General features: G+C 72.3%; 3 protein-coding genes. 2 read left to right on the top strand and 1 reads right to left on the bottom strand.

The window, feature by feature from the left end; genetic code table 11:
* Positions 1-79 precede the first annotated feature (79 nt).
* Positions 80-1366: an ABC transporter substrate-binding protein gene (locus tag ABD106_RS11675; protein WP_343920530.1), complete on the bottom strand. Its 1287-nt coding sequence runs from the start codon at positions 1364-1366 to the stop codon at positions 80-82.
* Positions 1367-1539: 173 nt separating this feature from the next.
* Here ABD106_RS11675 and ABD106_RS11670 point away from each other — a divergent pair, with 173 nt between their 5' ends.
* Both ABD106_RS11670 and ABD106_RS11665 read left to right on the top strand, forming a co-directional pair.
* Positions 1540-2589 carry a LacI family DNA-binding transcriptional regulator gene (locus tag ABD106_RS11670; RefSeq protein ID WP_343920528.1) on the top strand — a complete coding sequence of 350 codons (1050 nt, stop codon included), beginning with the start codon at positions 1540-1542 and terminating at the stop codon, positions 2587-2589.
* Between the two features lie 70 nt (positions 2590-2659).
* Positions 2660-4051, top strand: a complete 1392-nt coding sequence (locus ABD106_RS11665; protein WP_343920526.1) for an MFS transporter — start codon at positions 2660-2662, stop codon at positions 4049-4051.
* Positions 4052-4076 lie beyond the last annotated feature (25 nt).

The following is a 4076-nucleotide window of genomic DNA, read 5'->3' as shown; positions in this document are numbered from 1 at the left end:
GCCGGGGCCGACGCCTGGGCGTCGGCCTCCGGCTCCGCGGACCTCGAGTGCACTGGCGCGACGGGCGCCGCCGCGCTGCTCACCCTCGCTGGGCTGCAGTCGTGACGGTGTCGACGATGCCCTGCGGCGTGCCGTTGCCCGCGAGCATCTCGACGACCGCCGTGTTGAGCGAGTTGCCGATGTTCTGGCCGAGCAGCGTGTCGAGCCAGACGACCACGTAGTCGGCCGACTCGTAGGCCTCGACGAGCGGCTGCAGCGCCGGGTCCTCGACCGCGCTCTGCGCCTCGGACGACGCCGGGATGGTGTCGAACGCCTCGGCGTAGGCCGCCTGCGACTCGGGCGAGGCGATGAAGTTGAGGAACGCCTCGCACGCCGTGGGTGCCTCGTTCGCGCACGAGTAGCCGTCGACGCCGCCCATCATCGCGGACGGGGAGCCCGCGCCGCCCTCGACCTCGGGGAACGGGAACCAGCCGAGGTCCGCGAGCGGCTCGCCGTCAGGCGTGAGCCCGCCGATGACGCCGACGTTCCAGCCCCCCATGAGCTCCATGCCTGCCTGGTGGTTCGCGATGAGGCCGGCCGAGGAGCCTGCGCCCTCCTGCGCTGCAGTCGTGAGGAAGCCCTCGTTGAAGGGCTCGGTCGCGGCGAACTCCGCGAGGTCCTCGCCGGCGGCGAGCCAGCACGCGTCGGTGAAGTCGAGCGTCGTCGCGATCGACTCCATGACCTCCTGGCTGCACTCGCGCAGCGCGAAGAAGTAGTACCAGTGGGCGGCCGGCCACGCGGCCATGCCGCCGAGCGCGATCGGCTCGACGCCCGACTCCTCGAGCGCGGAGACCGCCTCGCCCATCTCCTCCATCGTCGCCGGTGTGCCATCGATGCCGGCGTCGGCGAAGAGGTCCTGGCTGTAGAAGATGCCGCCGGGCAGCACCGCGACGGGCATGCCGTAGATCGCGTCCTCGACGGTGAAGGCGCTGAACACGCCGTCGCCGTAGTCGCTCATGACCTCGTCGGAGATGAGCCCCGTGAGGTCGCGCACGGCGCCCGCGCTGACGATGTCGGCGAGCTTGCCGCCGCCGCGCGCCATGAAGATGTCGGGCATGTCGCCCGAGTTCACGGCGGTCTGCAGGCGACCGTCCATGTCCTCGTTCTGGATCGACTGGATCTCGATCGTGACGCCCTCGTTGGCCGCCTCGAAGGCCGCGACGCGGTCCTCCCAGTAGGCCTTGCCGTCGCCGGTGGTCGAGTTGTGCCAGAAGGTCATCGTCACCTCGCCCCCGGATGCCGCTGGGTCGCCCTGAGCGCCTGAGCAGCCGACGAGGGCAGCGACCCCCGCCATGGCTGCGAGCGTGAGCACGGTGCGTGATTTCATGGCAGGTCTCCTCATCGTTGAGTGCGGTGCCCGCACGGCGGCGATTCGGATCGCCCGTGCGTCGATCATGACGATGACAGCCCCACGCATCTATGTCAAACGTTTTCGATAACGTTTTCGTAAAGCCGCGTCACGGAGTTCGCCGTCGCTCGGAGAGCCGCTATGGTCGGCTCGTGACGACACGGACGGATGAGCTGCACAGCGCCGACGGCGGCCGCGTCACCATCACGGATGTCGCGCGCAGCGTCGGCGTCTCGGTCGCGACCGTCTCGAAGGTCGTCAACGGCCGCTACGGCGTCGCCCCGAGCACGATCGCCCGGGTGCAGGCCGCGATCGACGAGCTCGGCTACGAGACCTCGCTCGTCGCGCGCAGCATGCGCGGGCAGAGCACCGCCAACATCGGCGTGCTCGTGTCGGAGTTCGAGTCGTACTCCGCCGAGCTGCTCAAGGGCATCTCGGAAGCGATCGCCGGCACCGGCTACGGGCTGCTCGCCTACGCGGGCCGCCGCGACGACGTCACCGAGAGCGGCTGGGAGCGGCGCTCGCTGTCGCGCCTCGCCCGCACCCTCTTCGACGGCGCGATCGTCGTCACCCCCTCCACGCTCATCACCGGCAGCTTCGGCATCCCGATCGTCGCCGTCGACCCCCACTCCGGGCCCGAGGGCCCGCACACGGTCGACTCCGACAACCGCACGGGAGCGCACCTCGCGACCGAGCACCTGCTCGCGCTCGGGCACCGCCGCATCGGCCTGCTCGGCGGTCGCGACGACCTCGAGTCGGCCCGCATGCGCGAGACCGGCTGGCGCGAGGCGCTCGACGCCGCCGGCATCGCCCCCGACGCGGCGCTGATCCGGGTCGTCGGCTACCGCGCCGACCTCGCCGAGCAGGCCGCGCGCGAGCTGCTCTCGATGCCGGCCGGCGAACGGCCGACCGCGATCTTCGCGGCCAACGACCGCTCCGCCCTCCCGGTGCTCGACGTCGCCGCCGAGTTCGGCATCCGGGTGCCCGAGGACCTGTCGGTGATCGGGTACGACGACATCCCCGAGGCCGCGACCGCCTCTCCCCCGCTCACGACGATCGCGCAGCCGCTCCACGAGATGGGCTCCGCGGCGCTCACGATGGTGCTCGACCTGCTGCACGGCCGCGAGACCGAGCGCCACCTGCGGCTGCCGACGCGGCTCGTGGAGCGCAGCACGACCGGGCCCGCACCCGCCGAGGCGTAGCAGCGGCAGCGCGGGCGACCGTCGCGCACTATCGTGGTCGCGACCGAGCCCCCGCCCGAGAGGCCTCCGCATGACCGCGCTGCCCCCTCCCGACGGGCTCTCCCGCTCCGAGCGGCTCGACCGGCTGCCGTTCACGCCGAAGCACGGCCGGCTGCTCGGCACCGCCGGCATCGGCTGGGCGCTCGACGCCATGGACGTCGGCCTCATCTCGTTCGTGATCGCCGCGCTCGCGCAGCAGTGGGCCCTCACCACGACCGAGACGAGCTGGATCGCATCGATCGGCTTCGTCGGCATGGCGATCGGCGCGACCGTCGGCGGCCTGCTCGCCGACCGCATCGGCCGGCGCAGCGTCTTCGCGCTCACGCTCATCGTCTACGGGCTCGCGACCGGTGCCTCCGCCCTCGTCGGCTCGCTCGCGGTCCTGCTCGTGCTGCGCTTCGTCGTCGGCCTCGGGCTCGGCGCCGAGCTGCCGGTGGCGTCGACCCTCATCAGCGAGTTCGCGCCCAAGCGCATCCGCGGCCGCGTCGTGGTGTGGCTCGAGGCGTTCTGGGCCGTGGGCTGGATCGCCGCGGCGATCATCGGCACGTTCGTGGTCGGCGCATCCGACGACGGCTGGCGATGGGGGCTCGCGATCGGCATGGCGCCCGCGATCTTCTCGATCGTCGTGCGCTGGGGCATGCCGGAGTCGGTGCGGTTCCTCGAGTCGAAGGGGCGGCTGCCCGAGGCGGAGCGCACCGTGCGCCGGTTCGAGGAGGCTGCCGGCGTCGAGGCTCCGCGGCACTTGCCGGACGTGCCGGCCGTGCAGGGGGCGACGCCTGCTGCGGATGCGGATGCGGATGCGCCGGCCGTCACCCCGGCCGACGACCCCGCTCCGCCGCGCGTCTCGATCTGGTCGCGCGAGCTGCGCGGCCGCACGATCGCCCTCTGGGTCGTCTGGTTCTGCATCAACTTCTCGTACTACGGCGCGTTCATCTGGATCCCGTCGCTGCTCGTCGCGCAGGGCTTCTCGCTCGTCCGGTCGTTCGAGTTCACGCTCATCATCACGGTGGCGCAGCTGCCCGGCTACGCGGTCTCGGCCTTCCTCATCGAGCGGTGGGGCCGCCGGCCGACCCTCACGGTGTTCCTCGTCGGCTCGGCGCTCGCCGCCGCCTGGTACGGCACCGCGTCGACCGAGGCGATGATCATCGCCGCCGGCTGCACGCTGTCGTTCTTCAACCTCGGCGCGTGGGGCGCCCTCTACGCCATCGGACCGGAGCTGTACCCGACGAACGTGCGCGGCACGGGCACGGGCGCCGCCGCGGGCTTCGGCCGCATCGCGTCGATCCTCGCGCCGCTCGCCGTGCCGCTGCTGCTGGGCATCGGCGGCTCGATCGCCCTCTTCGGCGTCTTCGCGGCGGCCTTCGCGATCGCCGCCCTCGCCGCCTGGACCCTCCCCGAGCGCCGGGGCCAGCCCCTCGAGTAGCCGGGGTGGTCACGACACGCCGCGC

The organism is Agrococcus citreus, from assembly GCF_039527715.1.
GTDB lineage: Bacteria > Actinomycetota > Actinomycetes > Actinomycetales > Microbacteriaceae > Agrococcus > Agrococcus citreus.
The sequence above is the reverse complement of the archived record's forward strand: the minus strand, read 5'-3'. Positions and strand labels throughout refer to the sequence as shown.

What these genes read in the sequence shown, in the direction of transcription:
- ABD106_RS11675 (WP_343920530.1), bottom strand. Translation starts at nt 1,366, where the DNA reads ATGAAATCACGCACCGTGCTCACGCTCGCAGCCATGGCGGGGGTCGCT.
- ABD106_RS11665 (WP_343920526.1), top strand. Translation starts at nt 2,660, where the DNA reads ATGACCGCGCTGCCCCCTCCCGACGGGCTCTCCCGCTCCGAGCGGCTC.